General features: G+C 62.6%; 11 protein-coding genes and 3 rRNA genes. 4 read left to right on the top strand and 10 right to left on the bottom strand.

Annotated features, from left to right (window positions below; genetic code table 11):
• Positions 1–151: 151 nt before the first annotated feature.
• The 10 genes from rrf to OHQ90_RS17690 all read right to left on the bottom strand — a co-directional run bounded on the left by rrf (position 152) and on the right by OHQ90_RS17690 (position 12,969).
• A 5S ribosomal RNA gene (gene rrf / locus OHQ90_RS17735) occupies positions 152–268 on the bottom strand.
• A 120-nt stretch (positions 269–388) separates the two neighbouring features.
• A 23S ribosomal RNA gene (locus tag OHQ90_RS17730) occupies positions 389–3,521 on the bottom strand.
• A gap of 340 nt (positions 3,522–3,861) precedes the next feature.
• Positions 3,862–5,378 (bottom strand): 16S ribosomal RNA (locus OHQ90_RS17725).
• The 16S, 23S and 5S rRNA genes sit together here, the layout of an rRNA operon.
• Positions 5,379–5,918: 540 nt before the next feature.
• Entirely contained in the window at positions 5,919–7,211 is a 1,293-nt protein-coding gene (gene tyrS, locus OHQ90_RS17720) for a tyrosine--tRNA ligase (protein WP_328411882.1), read from the bottom strand.
• Between the two features lie 175 nt (positions 7,212–7,386).
• The gene (locus OHQ90_RS17715) at positions 7,387–7,809 is read right to left on the bottom strand and encodes a DoxX family protein (RefSeq protein ID WP_328411880.1); all 423 of its coding nucleotides are present in this window, start codon (positions 7,807–7,809) and stop codon (positions 7,387–7,389) included.
• 167 nt (positions 7,810–7,976) lie between these two features.
• Complete coding sequence (locus OHQ90_RS17710; RefSeq protein WP_328411878.1) at positions 7,977–8,624, bottom strand: DNA-3-methyladenine glycosylase; 648 nt, start codon at positions 8,622–8,624, stop codon at positions 7,977–7,979.
• Between the two features lie 98 nt (positions 8,625–8,722).
• Complete coding sequence (locus OHQ90_RS17705; protein ID WP_328411876.1) at positions 8,723–9,871, bottom strand: low temperature requirement protein A; 1,149 nt, start codon at positions 9,869–9,871, stop codon at positions 8,723–8,725.
• 43 nt (positions 9,872–9,914) lie between these two features.
• Positions 9,915–10,805, bottom strand: coding sequence for an RNA polymerase sigma-70 factor (locus OHQ90_RS17700; protein WP_328411874.1), 891 nt, complete (start codon positions 10,803–10,805; stop codon positions 9,915–9,917).
• A gap of 91 nt (positions 10,806–10,896) precedes the next feature.
• Positions 10,897–12,069, bottom strand: a complete 1,173-nt coding sequence (locus tag OHQ90_RS17695; protein ID WP_328411872.1) for an NAD(P)/FAD-dependent oxidoreductase — start codon at positions 12,067–12,069, stop codon at positions 10,897–10,899.
• 204 nt (positions 12,070–12,273) lie between these two features.
• Positions 12,274–12,969, bottom strand: coding sequence for an NAD(P)-dependent oxidoreductase (locus OHQ90_RS17690; protein ID WP_328411870.1), 696 nt, complete (start codon positions 12,967–12,969; stop codon positions 12,274–12,276).
• Between the two features lie 102 nt (positions 12,970–13,071).
• Between OHQ90_RS17690 and OHQ90_RS17685 the strand changes: the two genes are divergently transcribed.
• The 4 genes from OHQ90_RS17685 (at position 13,072) to OHQ90_RS17670 (ending at position 17,127) form a co-directional block, all read left to right on the top strand.
• Positions 13,072–13,560: a MarR family winged helix-turn-helix transcriptional regulator gene (locus OHQ90_RS17685; protein ID WP_328411868.1), complete on the top strand. Its 489-nt coding sequence runs from the start codon at positions 13,072–13,074 to the stop codon at positions 13,558–13,560.
• 358 nt (positions 13,561–13,918) lie between these two features.
• Positions 13,919–15,442: a multicopper oxidase family protein gene (locus OHQ90_RS17680; protein ID WP_328411866.1), complete on the top strand. Its 1,524-nt coding sequence runs from the start codon at positions 13,919–13,921 to the stop codon at positions 15,440–15,442.
• A gap of 162 nt (positions 15,443–15,604) precedes the next feature.
• Positions 15,605–16,336 carry an ABC transporter ATP-binding protein gene (locus OHQ90_RS17675; RefSeq protein WP_328411864.1) on the top strand — a complete coding sequence of 244 codons (732 nt, stop codon included), beginning with the start codon at positions 15,605–15,607 and terminating at the stop codon, positions 16,334–16,336.
• Positions 16,333–17,127 carry an ABC transporter permease gene (locus tag OHQ90_RS17670; protein WP_328411862.1) on the top strand — a complete coding sequence of 265 codons (795 nt, stop codon included), beginning with the start codon at positions 16,333–16,335 and terminating at the stop codon, positions 17,125–17,127. Before OHQ90_RS17675 ends, OHQ90_RS17670 begins: the two co-directional genes overlap by 4 nt.
• Positions 17,128–17,164: the final 37 nt, after the last annotated feature.

Here is a 17,164-nt window from a genome sequence, read left to right as displayed (position 1 = left end):
TCCCTTTCTAGGTTCCAAAAAGTGGTCGGGGCCCCACAAATTGAATCACGTGTCGATGGTGGGGCATGGACGCGGAGGCGTGCGAGGGGCACGCAAGGTGCCCAAACGCCGATAGGGGACCCAGAATCTGGGTCCCCTATCGCGAATGATGTTCCGGCGGTGTCCTACTCTCCCACACCCTGTCGAGTGCAGTACCATCGGCGCTGGCAGGCTTAGCTTCCGGGTTCGGAATGGGACCGGGCGTTTCCCTGCCGCTATGGCCGCCGTAACTCTATGAAACTATCCACAGAGAGCACACCAAACAATCACCAGTTACCCGGATCATGCAAGGATGCTTCTGTATCTGTGTGTTGTTTCAGATACCGCACAGTGGACGCGTAGCCTCTTCGTTGGTAAGTCCTCGGCCGATTAGTACCAGTCACCTACACCCGTTACCGAGCTTCCAGTTCTGGCCTATCAACCCCATGGTCTGTGGGGGGCCTTAACCACTCAAAGGTGGTGAGAAACCTCATCTTGGAACAGGCTTCCCGCTTAGATGCTTTCAGCGGTTATCCCTTCCGAACGTAGCTAACCAGCAGTGCTCCTGGCGGAACAACTGGCACACCAGAGGTTCGTCCGTCCCGGTCCTCTCGTACTAGGGACAGCCTTCCTCAAGTTTCTGACGCGCGCGGCGGATAGAGACCGAACTGTCTCACGACGTTCTAAACCCAGCTCGCGTGCCGCTTTAATGGGCGAACAGCCCAACCCTTGGGACCTACTCCAGCCCCAGGATGCGACGAGCCGACATCGAGGTGCCAAACCATCCCGTCGATATGGACTCTTGGGGAAGATCAGCCTGTTATCCCCGGGGTACCTTTTATCCGTTGAGCGACACCGCTTCCACTTGCCGGTGCCGGATCACTAGTCCCGACTTTCGTCCCTGCTCGAGCTGTCGCTCTCACAGTCAAGCTCCCTTGTGCACTTGCACTCGACACCTGATTGCCAACCAGGCTGAGGGAACCTTTGGGCGCCTCCGTTACATTTTAGGAGGCAACCGCCCCAGTTAAACTACCCACCAGGCACTGTCCCTGAACCAGATCATGGTCCGAGGTTAGAGGTCCAATACGATCAGAGTGGTATTTCAACGATGACTCCACGAACACTGGCGTGCCCGCTTCACAGTCTCCCACCTATCCTACACAAACCGTACCGAACACCAATACCAAGCTATAGTGAAGGTCCCGGGGTCTTTTCGTCCTGCCGCGCGTAACGAGCATCTTTACTCGTAATGCAATTTCGCCGAGTCTGTGGTTGAGACAGCAGAGAAGTCGTTACGCCATTCGTGCAGGTCGGAACTTACCCGACAAGGAATTTCGCTACCTTAGGATGGTTATAGTTACCACCGCCGTTTACCGGGGCTTAAATTCTCAGCTTCGCGCCGAAGCGCTAACCGGTCCTCTTAACCTTCCGGCACCGGGCAGGCGTCAGTCCGTATACATCGTCTTACGACTTCGCACGGACCTGTGTTTTTAGTAAACAGTCGCTTCTCTCTGGTCTCTGCGACCCAACCCAGCTCCGAGAGTAAATCTCATCACCAGACCGGGTCCCCCTTCTCCCGAAGTTACGGGGGCATTTTGCCGAGTTCCTTAACCACAGTTCTCTCGATCGCCTTAGTATTCTCTACCTGACCACCTGTGTCGGTTTGGGGTACGGGCCGTGTACCAACTCACTAGAGGCTTTTCTCGGCAGCATAGGATCACTGAATTCGCCTCAATCGGCTACGCATCACCTCTCAGGCACATGCTGTGCGGATTTGCCTACACAACGCCCTACAGGCTTACACCAGTACAACCACTGACTGGCCCAGCTACCTTCCTGCGTCACCCCATCGCTTGACTACTACCAGCCAGGGTCATGTGCATCCCTCCACTCGAGACCCGAAGGTCTTCTCGGAAGTTCAGGACACTTAGCACAACTGATTCATCATGGGCGCGGATACACGGGTACGGGAATATCAACCCGTTGTCCATCGACTACGCCTGTCGGCCTCGCCTTAGGTCCCGACTCACCCTGGGCGGATTAACCTGGCCCAGGAACCCTTGGTCATTCGGCGGACGAGTTTCTCACTCGTCTTTCGCTACTCATGCCTGCATTCTCACTCCCGTAGCCTCCACGGCTGGATCACTCCGCCGCTTCCCTGGCTACAGGACGCTCCCCTACCCATCCACACCACTGCACCACCCCCCGCAGGGAATGGCGGATGTATTGTGTGAATGCCGCGGCTTCGGCGGTGTACTTGAGCCCCGCTACATTGTCGGCGCAGGATCACTTGACCAGTGAGCTATTACGCACTCTTTCAAGGGTGGCTGCTTCTAAGCCAACCTCCTGGTTGTCTTCGCGACCCCACATCCTTTTCCACTTAGTACACGCTTAGGGGCCTTAGCCGGCGATCTGGGCTGTTTCCCTCTCGACTACGAAGCTTATCCCCCGCAGTCTCACTGCCGCGCTCTCACACACCGGCATTCGGAGTTTGGCTGATTTCGGTAAGCTTGTAGGCCCCCTAGACCATCCAGTAGCTCTACCTCCGGTGTGAAACACGCGACGCTGCACCTAAATGCATTTCGGGGAGAACCAGCTATCACGGAGTTTGATTGGCCTTTCACCCCTACCCACAGCTCATCCCCTCAGTTTTCAACCTAAGTGGGTTCGGGCCTCCACGACGTCTTACCGTCGCTTCACCCTGGCCATGGGTAGATCACTCCGCTTCGGGTCTAGAACATGCGACTGGAAACGCCCTATTCGGACTCGCTTTCGCTACGGCTACCCCACACGGGTTAACCTCGCCACATGCCACTAACTCGCAGGCTCATTCTTCAAAAGGCACGCCATCACCCACCCAACCGAAGTTGGCGCAGGCCCTGACGGATTGTAAGCGCACGGTTTCAGGTACTATTTCACTCCCCTCCCGGGGTACTTTTCACCTTTCCCTCACGGTACTAGTCCGCTATCGGTCACCAGGGAGTATTCAGGCTTACCGGGTGGTCCCGGCAGATTCACAGCAGATTTCACGGGCCCGCTGCTACTCGGGCACTCACTACGAGAGCCGCCAGGTTTTCGTCTACGGGATTCTCACCCTCTACGACAGGCCGTTCCAGACCACTTCGACTAACCCAACGGTTTCTTACTCTCGCTCATCACGGCAGTGATAAGAAAATGAGCCCCACTACCCCACATGGACAACGCCTGCCGGCTATCACATCCACATGGTTTAGCCTCATCCGCTTTCGCTCGCCACTACTCACGGAATCACTGTTGTTTTCTCTTCCTGTGGGTACTGAGATGTTTCACTTCCCCACGTTCCCTCCACACACCCTATATATTCAGATGCGGGTAACACGACATCACTCGTGCTGGGTTTCCCCATTCGGAAATCCTCGGATCTCAGCTCGGTTGACAGCTCCCCGAGGCTTATCGCAGCCTCCTACGTCCTTCATCGGCTCCTGGTGCCAAGGCATCCACCGTACGCTCTTAAACACTTACTAACAAAGATGCTCGCGTCCACTGTGCAGTTCTCAAACAACACACAAGGCCAAACCCTGACTCAGCACCAGCCGAGAATCCGAAAACCCTCGCGGTATGACTGAAGATCCAGCCTTGTCGTTATCTTGCCTAAGAGGAAACACTCGCGTGTTCTCTCAGGACCCAACAGTGTGTCGATATATTCACCGCGACCAACCACTTGAGGATTGACCGAATGCGATAAAACTTGCCAGCGTTCCACCCATGAGCGTCCGCCGGAAAACGTATGTTTCCGAAACGGTCTCTGGCATCAACGTTTACCATCCCCGACTCTTCGGGGTGCGATGCAGAAGTGCTCCTTAGAAAGGAGGTGATCCAGCCGCACCTTCCGGTACGGCTACCTTGTTACGACTTCGTCCCAATCGCCAATCCCACCTTCGACGGCTCCCTCCACAAGGGTTAGGCCACCGGCTTCGGGTGTTACCGACTTTCATGACGTGACGGGCGGTGTGTACAAGGCCCGGGAACGTATTCACCGCAGCGTTGCTGATCTGCGATTACTAGCGACTCCAACTTCACGGGGTCGAGTTGCAGACCCCGATCCGAACTGAGACCGGCTTTAAGGGATTCGCTCCACCTCACGGTATCGCAGCCCTCTGTACCGGCCATTGTAGCATGTGTGAAGCCCTGGACATAAGGGGCATGATGACTTGACGTCGTCCCCACCTTCCTCCGAGTTGACCCCGGCAGTCTCTCACGAGTCCCCGCCATTACGCGCTGGCAACATAAGATAAGGGTTGCGCTCGTTGCGGGACTTAACCCAACATCTCACGACACGAGCTGACGACAGCCATGCACCACCTGTACACCGACCACAAGGGGGCCTACATCTCTGCAGGTTTCCGGTGTATGTCAAACCCAGGTAAGGTTCTTCGCGTTGCATCGAATTAATCCACATGCTCCGCCGCTTGTGCGGGCCCCCGTCAATTCCTTTGAGTTTTAGCCTTGCGGCCGTACTCCCCAGGCGGGGTACTTAATGCGTTAGCTACGGCACGGATCCCGTGGAAGGAAACCCACACCTAGTACCCACCGTTTACGGCGTGGACTACCAGGGTATCTAATCCTGTTCGCTACCCACGCTTTCGCTTCTCAGCGTCAGTTACTTCCCAGAGACCCGCCTTCGCCACCGGTGTTCCTCCTGATATCTGCGCATTTCACCGCTACACCAGGAATTCCAGTCTCCCCTGAAGTACTCAAGTCTGCCCGTATCGCCTGCAAGCTCACAGTTGAGCTGTGAGTTTTCACAGACGACGCGACAAACCGCCTACAAGCTCTTTACGCCCAGTAATTCCGGACAACGCTCGCACCCTACGTATTACCGCGGCTGCTGGCACGTAGTTGGCCGGTGCTTCTTCTACAGGTACCGTCACTTGCGCTTCGTCCCTGTCGAAAGAGGTTTACAACCCGAAGGCCGTCATCCCTCACGCGGCGTCGCTGCATCAGGCTTTCGCCCATTGTGCAATATTCCCCACTGCTGCCTCCCGTAGGAGTCTGGGCCGTGTCTCAGTCCCAGTGTGGCCGGTCACCCTCTCAGGTCGGCTACCCGTCGTCGCCTTGGTAGGCCGTTACCCCACCAACAAGCTGATAGGCCGCGGGCCCATCTCGCACCGATAAATCTTTCCACCAAAAACCATGCAGCTCTTGGTCATATCCGGTATTAGACCCAGTTTCCCAGGCTTATCCCGAAGTGCGAGGCAGATCACCCACGTGTTACTCACCCGTTCGCCGCTCGTGTACCCCGAAGGGCCTTACCGCTCGACTTGCATGTGTTAAGCACGCCGCCAGCGTTCGTCCTGAGCCAGGATCAAACTCTCCGTTGAAGACTCTCAACCACATCCCCAAAGGGATGCAATCAGAAGAATAACTAGAGTCCGAAAACCTAGCAAAACAAAACGCCAGCAAAAAGATTTGCTGACTAAATGTCCAACCCTACAACCGGGGGGTATGTAAGGCCGGAACCAATTAAATAATTGGCACTGACATTCATCGACACACTATTGAGTTCTCAAAGAACACACGCACACAGTTCCTCCCCAGATTCTCTCGGGGGGCTCTCTGAGGCAACTTTTCCAGCCTAGCCAATCGTTCGGTCGGAGTCAAGTCCGCTCGCTCGATCGATGTTACTGACGGTCAGGCGCTCCTCGTCCTACCTCGTTTCCCAGGCCCTCCGCTCAGCGTTTCCGCTGGGCTTCTCGGCTCCGGGTCGGTGTCCGTGTCGCTCTGACTTGGATAAAGTTACGCGGCGGAAAACGCTACGTCAAATCGCCAAGAAGCGGAGGTGTTTTCCCAGGTCAGAGCACCTGCACCAACCTGGGAAACCGGCTCGAATTACACAGATGTGACTCAAGCCACCAAGATCTTTAAGCGCCCGCCCGCAGTACGCCTGCGAAGTTGCGCTTTCCCCTACGCAGCACCAGCCACCGTCCGTGCAGGTAGTCAGCGTCGGAGGGGGTCCATTCCAGATCCGAGATGCGCTCGTTGTTCACCGAAGCGCCGCCTTCGTTCACCGCACGACGGGCCGCCCCACGGCTCTCACTCAGTCCGGATGCCACCAGAAGATCGACGATCGTGCTCGGCGGCTCCCCCGCGACAACCTCGGCGACCGTGCCGTCGACGGCGGCTTCCCGCAGCGCCGCAGCCAACGTCGCCTCGTCCAACTCACGCAGATCCGCTCGACCGAACAACGCCTGGCTTGCCAACTGCACGGCGTGGGTGTTCGCCTCCCCGTGCACCAGGGTCGTCATCTCCTCGGCGAGCTTGCGCTGCGCCTCCCTGGCATGCGGGCGTTCGGTCGTCGCCGTCTCCAGCTCGGCCAGCTCCTCCTCGGACAAGAAGGTGAACCAGCGCAGGTAGCGGACGACGTCGGCATCGGCGGTGTTGACGAAGTACTGGTACCAGGCGTAGGGGCTGGTCATCTCGGGGTCGAGCCACAGGCTGCCGCCGCCGGTCGACTTACCGAACTTCTTGCCGTCGGCCGAGGTCACCAGCGGCACGGTCATCGCGTGCACCGATGCGCTGTCGACCCTGCGGTTCAGTTCCACGCCCGCGATGATGTTGCCCCACTGGTCGGAGCCGCCGACCTGCAGCATGCAGCCGTAGTCGCGGCGCAGCTGCAGGTAGTCGTTGGCCTGCAACAGCATGTAGCTGAACTCGGTGTAGGAGATGCCTTCGCCGTCGAGGCGCCGCTTGATGGTGTCGCGGGCCAGCATGACGTTCACCGAGAAATGCTTGCCGACGTCGCGCAGGAAGTCGACGGTCGACAGGTTCCCGGTCCATTCCATGTTGTTGACGATGACCGCGCCGGTCGGTGAATCGTCCAGGTCGACGAAACGCTCGAGCTGGGAACGGATCCGCTCGGCCCAGTCCGCAACTGTGTCGGACGAGTTCATGGTCCGTTCGCCGACGTCACGCGGATCGCCGATGAGGCCGGTGGCGCCGCCTGCCAACACGATCGGCCGATGACCGGCCCGCTGGAAACGGCGCAGTGCGAGCAGCGGCACCAGGTGTCCGGCGTGCAGGCTGGGGCCGGTGGGATCGAAACCGGCATAGAGGGTCAGGCGGTCGGCAGCCAGCGCCGAGCGCAGGGCATCCAGGTCGGTGGACTGTGCGATCAGTCCGCGCCAGGTCAGTTCATCAATGATGTCGCCGCTCACGCTGTCCCATCTTTCCGCACGGATCCCGATGACCCGCGTTCGCCTCAGTCTCGCCGGGACGTGCCGCGCAGGTCGAGTGGATTTCGTGGGCGTGCGCCGTACTCGAAAGACAGCGATCGGCGGACCTCGGTCCGCCGATCGCTGTCCGATGTTCAGTTGGTCGAGTCGGGTCCTGTCAGCGGGTCAGCGTCGCTCGCAGGGCCGCGATGCTGTCGCGGCGGTTCCATGCGATCCACACGAACACCACGCACAGGACCAGCGGGAAGATCGCCATGCTCGGGGCGCCGAGCAGAAAGGCTTGGGTCGCGGCGGCGCACACCACGGTGATCGACAGGCCGGCCGCGGCGGATCCGGACAGTCGCGGGATCAGTAGGCCGAGGCCGCCGGCGAGCTCGACGACGCCGGTCACGTAGCGGAACCACTGGCCCCAACCGATCTCCGCGTACACCTCGACGGCGTCGTGCTGCCCGACGAACTTCGGTGCGGCCGAGGCGATGATGAAGAAGAGGCCGAGCACGATCTGCAGGGTCCAGAGGGTGATGTTGCGCGTGCGGCTCGGCGCAACAGTGGCGGTGACGGGGCGGGCGATGGTGGTCACAGGGGTGCTCCTTTGCCGGTGGCTTCGAGTCGGTGTGGCGCGCTTACCAGATAGGACGGAGGCCACCACAGAAACTCATCGCTGCCGCCAAAATTCGCCAGTACCTGATTTTATGCCTGGCTGAAGGTGTGCAGATGGCGCGGACATGATGGGTCAGGACCCGCCGGTCATCGATGCGGTCCAGGTCCGGAGCCCGTCTCGATCCGCGGTGCGCGTGGGCTGCGGCGGTACACCGAAACAGCAGTCGAGGCAGGCAGCCAGAATCGCCACGCCTGTTCGGCCGCCATCCTGACGCCGACGCGTGGCCCGCTGGCGATCTCGGCTGCGCTCAGTGCGCCGGCCAGTTCCAGCCGGATCGGCGAGGACGGGTCGAACAGTGGAGTTCCGTAGTCGCCCAACGTGATTCCGAGCGTGCTACCGAGATTGCCCGGTCCCTTCGCCAGGTCGACATCGCTACGTGCGGTCGTTCGGCGCGCGCGTGCTGTCTGCAGCCCGGCCACTACTTCGCCCGATCGGATCAGCACTGCGCTCGCGGTCCCGTCCGGCCCACTCGTCACATTGACGCAGGTGTGCATGCCGTAGCTGAGATAGACGTACAGCACCCCGGCCGGCCCGAACATCACCGCATTGCGCTTGGTCCGCCCGCGCCCGGAATGTGATGCGAGGTCCGGCCACGGCCCGGTCGGATCTCCGCCGTATGCCTCCACCTCGACGATCCGCACCCCGACCGGCCCCGACCAGAGGGTGGCGCCGAGCAATCGGCGCGCGGCGGCGGGCGGTTCCACAGCGAGTTCATCGGCACACACAGCGGCCATTGTCCCGAACCGGGTCGGTCCGATCAGCCCGCGACCCCGCATCCGACCACCACAACAACGGCGATCGTGCTTCGCCCGGACGAACTCGGGTGCGCCGGCTAGAGGTAAGCGCTGTGCTGGCCGGTGCGCAGGGTGATCAGATCGTCGGCGATCACGGCGATGTAGGCGACGCCGACGAGCGCGGCGAGCTGGGCCCATGCCACCCACGCGACGCCGATCGGGATCGTCGCCGCGACCGCCGCAGCGGCGACGAGGCGATACCACGAGCGCGGCAGACGTAGGGCGCGGCGGAAGAAGAACTGCCCGAGGAAGTAGAGGGCGACACCACCGGAGAGCGCGGCCGCGGTGGCGACGGAGGCGACCTCGTTGCCGTGCGCGATGCTCATCTTGATACCCGCAGCGGTCACGATGATGCCGATCAACAGCGGATAGAGCGCGTAGCCGTACGCGAGGACGGCAACGGTGGAGCGCTGCCGGTCGGGTACCTCTCCGAGCGCGTGTTCGCCGCGCTCGTCATCGATGCCGAAGTACGCCCACCACAGCACATAGGCCAGCGCCAGGCCGAGCGCGACATTCGCGACCAGCGCGACGGTCAGTTTCTCTCCCGCCAGTCCGGCGCCGATGGCAACGACGGACTCACCGATGGCAACGATGACGACCAGACCGTGCCGCTCGCAGAAGTGACTTGCCCTGACCACGAAGTTGCCGGTGTCGACCAGGTAAGGGCTGAGTACCTGGACCGCGAAAGCCATTCCCCAGCACAGGTATTGGGCCCAGTCGTGCACGAAACCGCCGGCCAGCACCAGCCCGGCAGCAAGTGCGTTCAGCGGCGCGATCCGCTTGATGGCGATCGTCGCGGAGGCGCCGCCGCTCGAATAGAACATCGCCGTGTGCACGGTATTGACCAGGACGTAGCCGAGGCCGAACGCGATGCCGGTGCCATGGAAGGCATCCGGGATCGCCAGCGCGAGCACGAAGAACCCGAACATTCCGAGCAATAGCCAGGTCCGCCGGGACGAGCTGCTCGGCGCCACTTCGTTGGTGAGCCAGACGTAGCCGCTGTACATCCACCAGATGACACCGAACAGCAGTGCTACCTGAGCCAGCGCCTGCCAGCCGGGGTGATGGGTGTACACGTGGGTCAATTGGGTGATGGTGAAGACGAAGACGAGGTCGAAGAAGAGCTCCAGCGTCGAAGCCCGGACTTGTCCCCCCTCCACGTTCGTATCGGTGGTCTCGCTGGTCACCGCAAGATCGTAAGGCGACTGGCGGTTTTCCGCCGTCCGTACCTCAGCCGAGGGTGTCGGTCCCCATGTACAACCCCGCGAGCTTGTGCGGATTGACCTGGAAGCGGAGGTTCTGGATCCGCCCGTCGACGATGTCGTAGGTGAAGGCGGCGCCGGGGTTTCCACCGATGAGGGCGAGCGCACCGAGTTCGCCGTTGATGTCGGCGGATTCGAGGGCGAAACCGGCCGCGACCGGTTTGGCCAGCACGCCCAGGATCCAGCGGGCCACATGGTCGGGGCCGTGCAGTGGACGCCGCGCCGCGGTCACCACGCCACCGCCGTCGGACCACGCGGTCACATCGGGGGCCAACAGATCCATCAGCGCATTGAGGTCGCCGCCCGAGCACGCGGCCATGAATTGGTCGGTGATGTGCGCCCGCTCGGCCTTGTCGGTGTCGAACCGCGGACGACGGGACTGCACGTGAGCCCTGGCCCGGTGCGCGATCTGACGGACCGTGGTCTCGGGCTTGTCGAGGGTGTCGGCGATTTCGGCGTGCGAGTAGCCGAAGACCTCACGCAGCAGGAAGACCGCCCGTTCGACCGGGCTCAAGGTTTCCAGCACCACCAGCATCGCGGTGGAGACGGTGTCGGCCAACTCGGTCTCCTCCGCGACATTCGGCGAGGTCAGCAGCGGCTCGGGAAGCCAAGGGCCGACGTAGGTTTCGCGGGTGGCCTTGGCAGAGGTCAGCCGGTTCAACGATAGGTTGGTGACCGTGCGGACCAGATAGGACTTGGGATGCTGAACGGTCGACTGATCGGTGTCGTTCCACTTCAACCAGGTGTCCTGGAGGATGTCCTCCGCATCGGTGACGGTGCCCAGCATCCGGTAGGCGGTGGCGAACAGCAGCCGCCGATGTTCGATGAAGGGATCCTGTGCCGGTGTTCGGTCGACCATCGACGGTTCCACCTCCCCGAGTATTCAGGCCGTACAAGTCAGGTGAACCTACCGCCCGCCATAGGGTGTGCGGCGGGCGGTATGCGTGGCGTCATGCTGTCGCACGGGTGGCTTCGCCGCCCTTGGACAGCTGCACCGACATCGTCATCTTCTTGCTCATCTTGAAGGTCGGTACCGGGCTGCTGCTGACGGCCTCCTTGTAGATCACCGCGGCACGACCGGTCAGGTAGAACCGGCCTGCAGTGTCGTCGGCCTTGGCGAACTGGATGACCGCGTCCTTGCGTCCCAGGCTGACCGGCTGATGGAAGTAGCCGAAACGGAACGGCTCGACCTTCTTGCCGCGCAGCGCCCGCGCGATGGTGTCGGCGGTGTATGCGGCGGTCGGCATGCCGGACTGGCAGGTGCCGTGGACCTGGCCCCAGGCCTGGCGCACCGCGGCAGCATCGCCGATGGCGCGAATATTCGGGTGCGACACCGACCGTAGGGTCGGGTCGACCACGATCAGACCGCGCGCGTCGGTTTCGATGCCCGCCTGGGCGGCCAGTGGAGACACGCGGACGCCGGTGGTCCACAGCGTCAGATCTGCGGGAACCAGTTCGCCGTTGGCCAGCTCGACCGCGTCCGGCAGCACCTTGGTGACGGCATTGCCGATCTCGCGTGCGACACCGAGACGGTCCAGCGCCTTGTTCAGGTAGGCGCGGGCCTGCTCGCCCATCATCGCGCCGGGCTCGGTGCTGCTGATCAGTGTGACCTTCAACCTCCGGTGGTTCTCGGCGATTTCGGCCGCGGCCTCGATGCCGGTCAGGCCGCCGCCACAGACCGCGACGGTGCCGCCGTCGGCTTCGGCTGCCGCGAGGTGTTCGGAGAAACGGTGCGCGGCGCGGGGATCGTTCAGGGTCCAGGCGCGGTCGGCGGCGCCGGGCACGATGGTGGTATCGGTGCTGCTGCCGAGGGCGTAGACGAGGGTGTCGTAGTGCAGGGCCGCGGCGCCGTCGACGATGACCCGCTGTCCGACCGTGTCGATGGAAGTGGCCCAGCCCTGGACGAATTCGACGCCGGTGCCCGCCAGCAGGACCGGGATCCGGTGGTCGGCCAATTCCTGGCCCGCCGCGATCTGGTGCATCCGCAGCCGCTCGGTGAACCGGGCGGACGGGTTGACAACGGTGATCTTGGTGTCGAGTTTGCGTGTCCGCCGGGCCAGCCGCACGGCGGCGAGCATGCCGGTGTAGCCGGCGCCGAGGATGACGATCCGCTGCGTGTTCATGGCGCTTCTCCCATGGTCCATGTCACCGGTTCGGGTTCGTTGGTTGGTGACGACCATGGGACAAACAACGGCCGCGGAACGTGACAAGCACCCTTTGTGATCCACGCCACTATGCCGAAACCGGCCAGAAAACGGCTGCGACCAGCTCGAACACGGAGTAGGCCAGCAACTCGCGCCGCGGACGACCGGTCCCCACGCCCCGCATCAGCTCTTGCCGAGCGCCTCCTTGCGGATCAATTGCAGCAGGCTCGGGTTATCGGTTGTCGTGACGACCCCGACGATTTTGCGCACGAATCGGTCGTCGCCGACCAGCCGGAGCAGACTCGCTGCCAGATCGATGCGCGCGGTATAGCGACTGTCGACATGCCCCTCGACCATCGTGTAATCCGTGACGGCGGGCAGTTCGTACAGCCCGCCGGGACGCACGATCGTCCACTCGAGATCGCTGGCCCGCAGCAGCGTTTCCATTCGTCGCATGTCGTCATAGAGGGTCTTGCCCATGACCCGCACGATGTAGGGCTGTAGCACTCGGTTGAAAAGGAACCCGGCATCCGAGTAGGGCTTCGGGTCGACCGCACTGGACGAAACCACACCGATGCGACGCACGCCGTGGCGGTGCATGGCGGCCACGATGTTGCCGACCCCGGTGGAGTAGGTGGTGATCGCCCCTTTGCCATAGGGCACGCCGAGCGTGGAAACCACGGCGTCGGCGCCCGCGATGGCCGTGTCGACCGAATCCAATTGGTGGACATCGCCCCCGAAAACGGCAAGCCGCTCGTGGGCGATCGGGAATTCGGCCGGCCGCCGCGTGACGGCGACGACGTCGTGGCCAGCGTCGAGGGCCTGGCCGGTCAGCAGCCGGCCGGTGGGGCCGTTGGCTCCGAAAACGATGATGCGCATGGTGGATTTCCTTCTGCAGATATTCGGCACGCCTCTGGCGCTCGTTCATCCGAGCGCCGTATCATATGAGAATCATATCATCTATTTTGAAGGTCATACAATATGAGTGACGTATCAAATGCAGATGCGCGGCGGCATCGACAGTCGGCGCGCGCAGTCAAAGAGTCGCTTCGCGACCTGAACATCCAACTGTCGCTACTGAATCGCCAGTTCGGAGCCAGGGTCGAACTCAAGGACGCCGACTGGAATTGCCTCGACCTCATCAACCGGCACGGCCCGCTCAGCCCCGGCGCGCTGGCCAAGCTCGCCGGCCTGCACCCGGCAACCATCACCGGCGTACTCGATCGACTGCAGCGCGGCGGCTGGATCACTCGCGAACGCGACCCCGGCGCGACCGATCGCCGCGCCGTCACCGTACGCGCGACCCGCGACCGCAATCCGGAGATCTATCGCATGCTCGCCGGCATGAACACCCGCATGGACGACCTCTGCGAGCGGTACAGCGACGCCCAACTGGAGGTGATCGCGGACTTTCTGCGTCGCACCGCCGAGGCAGGGCGCGACGCGACCGCCGAACTCGCCGACGACTGACTCGCGACGAATTAGTCTGCGGATCAACCATTTCCGGTTGCCGCGCGACGAGATACAGATGCGCCGCGGCTCGGTGATGGGTGAACAGACGATCATCGACCAATTCTCCGCGTTCGATGATCACGCGCCGCCCGGACCAGGCGCGGCGGGAGTGGATCGAAGCGGGCGTGTGCCTGCGCACCGGCACGGTGATCTGCGCCGAGAATGCCTCGGACACCAAAGAATTCGAGCACACCAGCCCGCGCGGGTGTGGCAGACATCGACAATCGGTGAGTAGTACGTATCAGGGGCCGGGTCAGGGGTGAAATCGGGATGCTCCCCGATGTGTCCGGACGGTCCGGATTCCTACTGTCGGTGCATGTCTTCGGTTCCTCGACCGCGCTGGTGGCGACGGTTGCTCATCGGCGTTGTCGCATTCGCGACGGTATTCGTGCTCGCGGTGGGCGGCGGCGTCACCTGGGTGTATGTCAACGCGGTCGTCTCCACGGTCGACAGCACGAAATTCGAGAACGAGCTCGCTGTTCCGCCGCTGGCGCAATCGCAGCTGCGGACGGACGGCACCCGGGTGTTCGAGCTCGATATGCGTTCGGGGCGAAAGGAATTCCGGGCCGGGCAGACAACGGACACGTGGGGATTCAACGGCGACTACCTCGGCCCGACGTTGCGGGCGAAGCGTGGCGAAAAGGTCGAGGTCCGAGTCCGCAATTCGCTACCCGAAGCCTCCACCGTGCACTGGCATGGCATGCATCTGCCCGCGTCGATGGACGGTGGCCCGCATCAGATGGTGGCGGCGGGAGCGACATGGACGCCGCAGTGGACGATCGATCAGCCCGCCGCGACGCTCTGGTACCACCCGCACCCACACGGCGTGACCGAGCAGCACGTGCGGCGCGGACTGGCGGGGATGTTCCTGCTCGACGACGAGATCTCCGAATCGCTTCCGCTGCCGAGCAATTACGGCATCGACGATCTGCCGGTCATTGTGCAGGACGTGAAGTTCCGTGGGGCCGCGCTCGATTCGGGACACGCCATCTTCCGTGACGTCGGGTTCCTCGGCGACCAGACGATGGTCAACGGCACCCTGACGCCGTACCGCAATGTCGGCGACGAGCTGGTCCGGCTCCGATTGCTCAACGCCTCCCCCGCACGTGTCTACACCTTCGGCTTCGCCGACAACCGCTCGTTCTCCCTCGTCGCCACCGACGGCGGACTGCTGGAACGCCCCGCCACGCTCGACCGGCTGCAGCTCTCACCGGGCGAGCGGGCCGAGATCGTGGTGCGGGTCCGTCCCGGTGAGCGCACGGTACTGCGCAGCAACAAGCTCGACGCCGGACTCGACTTCTGGACCGGCAGGTTCGCGGGCGGCGACGACTCGTTCGACATACTCGAGCTGCGCGCGGCCGCAGCACTGCGCCCCTCGCCCGAACTGCCCGCGACACTGGCACATCCGTCCACCCCGGACGGTACCGATTCGGTGCAGGAACGTCGCTTCGAGCTGAACCTGAGCGGGATCAACGGCCAGAAGATGGCGATGGACCGGATCGACCTGACCGTCACACGAGGCACTACCGAGAACTGGATCGTGCACAACAACGACGGGATGCCGCACAACTTCCACGTCCACGATGTGCAGTACCGAGTGCTGGAGCTGAACGGCACGCCGCCATCGGCAGCGCTGACCGGACCGAAGGACACCGTCTTCCTGCCGCCCAACGCCACCGCGAAACTCGCCATGCGGTTCGACGGACCCGCCGATCCGAACTCGCCGTACATGTATCACTGCCATCTGCTGTGGCATGAGGACCAGGGCATGATGGGCCAGTTTGTCGTGGTCGAGCCAGGACAATCCGCAGGCAGGCCGCCATCGCATCACGGCCACTGACCGAGGCACGCACCCAACCCGGGATCCATCGAGGCAAGGCTCGACACACGTGGCGACATGCCGGGCTGTGCGCACGACCAGCCGCTACCTCTTGTCCAGACGTCCCCGTCGCGCTAAATTCATCACACAGTGAATTCAACACTCGATGAATTGAGGCGTCCCATGATGGACCTGCACTCATCCCCCGCCGTAGATGTCAAGAACCTGACGGTCAACCGCGGCGGCCGCGAAGTTCTGCACGATGTCTCACTGACGATTCCGCAGGGTTCGATCACCGGACTGCTCGGGCCGTCCGGCTGCGGCAAGACCACACTCATGCGCAGCATCGTGGGCACGCAGATCGTGGAATCCGGAGAAATCTCGGCGCTGGGGTTGCCCGCGGGCAGCAGAGAACTCCGCCACCGGATCGGCTACGTGACACAGGCGCCGAGCATCTACTCGGACATCAGTGTCCGCGAGAATGTGACGTACTTCGCCGCGCTGTACGGCCGCGACCGCGACGCCGTCGATACGGCCATCACAGTGGTCGGGTTGCTCGAAAACGCACACCAGCGTGGCGACGAACTCTCCGGCGGCCAGCAGACCCGCGCCTCACTGGCCTGCGCGCTGGTCGCCCAGCCCGACATGCTCGTCATGGACGAACCAACCGTCGGCCTCGATCCTGTACTGCGGGTGGATCTGTGGAAGCAGTTCCACGAGTTGGCCGCCGCCGGAACGACGCTGCTGGTGTCCAGTCATGTGATGGACGAGGCCGAACACTGCGACCAATTGTTGCTGATGCGCGAAGGCAAACTGCTCGCGCAACTGAGCCCGGACGAACTGCGCGCCAGAACCGACGAACAAAACCTCGAACAGGCCTTCCTCTCCTTGATCACGATGGGACAGAACTCATGAGCGCCGTCATGGATCTCACCGCGCGCCGGACGCCCACCCTGCGTCCCTATGTCGCGACGACCTCCCGCATCCTGCGCCAACTGCGCAACGACCACCGCACCGTCGCCATGATTCTCGTGGTGCCCGCGCTGCTGATGACCTTGCTGTACTTCATCTACAAGGACACCCCGCAGAACCCGCTCAATCCCGTGCCGCTGTTCGACCGCGTCGGCATGAGCATGCTCGGCATCCTGCCGTTCATCGTGATGTTCCTGATCACCGCCATCGCCATGCAGCGCGAACGCACCTCGGGCACGCTGGAACGCCTGCTCACCACGCCACTGTCGAAGATCGATCTGCTGGCCGGATACGGCTCGGCGTTCTCGGTGGCCGCGGCCGCGCAGGCCGCAGTGGCATGCCTGGTCTCCTTCGGGCTGCTCGGCCTCAACGCGGCGGGCAGCCCGGGCTGGGTCGTGCTGATCGCGATGGTCGACGCAGTATGCGGGGTCGCGCTCGGCTTGTTGGCAAGCGCCTTCGCGCGCACCGAATTCCAGGCGGTGCAGTTCATGCCGGTGGTGGTCGCGCCGCAGATCTTCCTGTGCGGCTTGCTCGTTCCGCGCGCACAACTGCCCGGCTGGTTGGAGGCGATCAGCAATGTGATGCCGCTGAGCTACGCGGTCGATGCGCTGCAAGAGGTTTCGAGCCATCCCGAGGCGACCGCGGCGATGTGGCGCGATCTGGCCGTGGTCGCCGGGTTCGCTGTGGTGGCACTGTGCCTCGGCGCGGCCACCCTACGGCGGCGAACCCCGTAATGCCACGCGATAGCGTGGCAGCGGGTGATGGGGCGAC

Source organism: Nocardia sp. NBC_00403 (genome assembly GCF_036046055.1).
Lineage (GTDB): Bacteria > Actinomycetota > Actinomycetes > Mycobacteriales > Mycobacteriaceae > Nocardia.
The sequence above is the reverse complement of the archived record's forward strand: the minus strand, read 5'-3'. Positions and strand labels throughout refer to the sequence as shown.

Coding starts and splice junctions, on each gene's coding strand:
- OHQ90_RS17675 (WP_328411864.1), top strand. CDS start 15,605: ATGATGGACCTGCACTCATCCCCCGCCGTAGATGTCAAGAACCTGACG.
- OHQ90_RS17690 (WP_328411870.1), bottom strand. CDS start 12,969: ATGCGCATCATCGTTTTCGGAGCCAACGGCCCCACCGGCCGGCTGCTG.
- OHQ90_RS17700 (WP_328411874.1), bottom strand. CDS start 10,805: ATGGTCGACCGAACACCGGCACAGGATCCCTTCATCGAACATCGGCGG.
- OHQ90_RS17685 (WP_328411868.1), top strand. CDS start 13,072: ATGAGTGACGTATCAAATGCAGATGCGCGGCGGCATCGACAGTCGGCG.
- OHQ90_RS17695 (WP_328411872.1), bottom strand. CDS start 12,069: ATGAACACGCAGCGGATCGTCATCCTCGGCGCCGGCTACACCGGCATG.
- OHQ90_RS17680 (WP_328411866.1), top strand. CDS start 13,919: ATGTCTTCGGTTCCTCGACCGCGCTGGTGGCGACGGTTGCTCATCGGC.
- OHQ90_RS17710 (WP_328411878.1), bottom strand. CDS start 8,624: ATGGCCGCTGTGTGTGCCGATGAACTCGCTGTGGAACCGCCCGCCGCC.
- OHQ90_RS17670 (WP_328411862.1), top strand. CDS start 16,333: ATGAGCGCCGTCATGGATCTCACCGCGCGCCGGACGCCCACCCTGCGT.